The sequence below is a fragment of the Oleiphilus sp. HI0125 genome (genome assembly GCF_001635355.1).
Genome location: NZ_LWGF01001269.1, coordinates 1 through 893, shown reverse-complemented (window position 1 = coordinate 893; position 893 = coordinate 1). Strand labels below are relative to the sequence as shown.

Annotated in this window: 2 protein-coding genes; both read right to left on the bottom strand. The window is 44.2% G+C overall.

Going from position 1 to position 893, the window contains the following annotated elements; genetic code table 11:
• A partial coding sequence (locus A3762_RS22035; RefSeq protein WP_068757655.1) for an adenosylcobinamide-GDP ribazoletransferase occupies positions 1-558 on the bottom strand: 558 nt, incomplete at its 3' end.
• A gap of 18 nt (positions 559-576) precedes the next feature.
• Positions 577-893, bottom strand: a 317-nt coding sequence (locus A3762_RS22030) for a nicotinate-nucleotide--dimethylbenzimidazole phosphoribosyltransferase (RefSeq protein ID WP_082869295.1), incomplete at its 5' end; no start/stop codon positions are given.

Here is an 893-nt window from a genome sequence, read left to right as displayed (position 1 = left end):
TGCTATCGAAAAATCTTTATTACCAAAACGCTTTGTAATCGGCTTAGCCTTGCTAGTTTCATCCAAACGAACATACTGCATCATTCGCATTACCAGAACGCTATACCAACGCGAAAAAACATGAGCAACTAATATAACAACCGGTACATAGTCAGCAGGTAATTGCATCAGTGCGATGAACTTTAACGCCAATGCGAAGAATAGCCCAACAGCACCATAGGTACCTAAACGGCTATCCTTCATAATATTAAGGATGTGCTCTTGTGACCAACCACCACCAAGACCATCGCAGGTATCAGCCAAACCATCCTCATGAAAGGCCCCCGTCATGTATATGCCAAGTAATATGACGAGAAGAATACTTAGCTCTTGAGAAAATATATGACTTAAAAGGATGAATGCGAGAGCTGTCGTTGAACCAACCAGCCAGCCGACAAGGGGAAAATAGCGGCTGGCATGGTCTTGCGTGCTCTGATCTACATTGCTCAAAGATGGCAAAGGGATGCGCGTATAAAACATCAAAGCATAATGGATTAGTTGAAGCTGTCGTTTAATCATGATCGAGGCTCGTTTGGCTTAAGCGTCTGAGACGCCCGCATCTTCAAAGCTAGCCATCTCATTAATAAACGATACAGCCGCCTTTACAAGCGGATAAGACAAAGCACATCCTGAGCCCTCACCCAAGCAAAGATTCAAATCTAGTAGCGCATTGACGCCTAAATAATCTAACAGCTTTCTATGCCCTTGCTCCTGAGAGCAGTGACAAAACACGGCATTGTCCTTAACCGATTGGTCCAGCTTGTATGCACATAAATATGCGGCACTCGCAATAAATCCATCAACCAATATCAGCACATCACGCTTGCTTGCTTCGAGCATCGCACCAACCATTT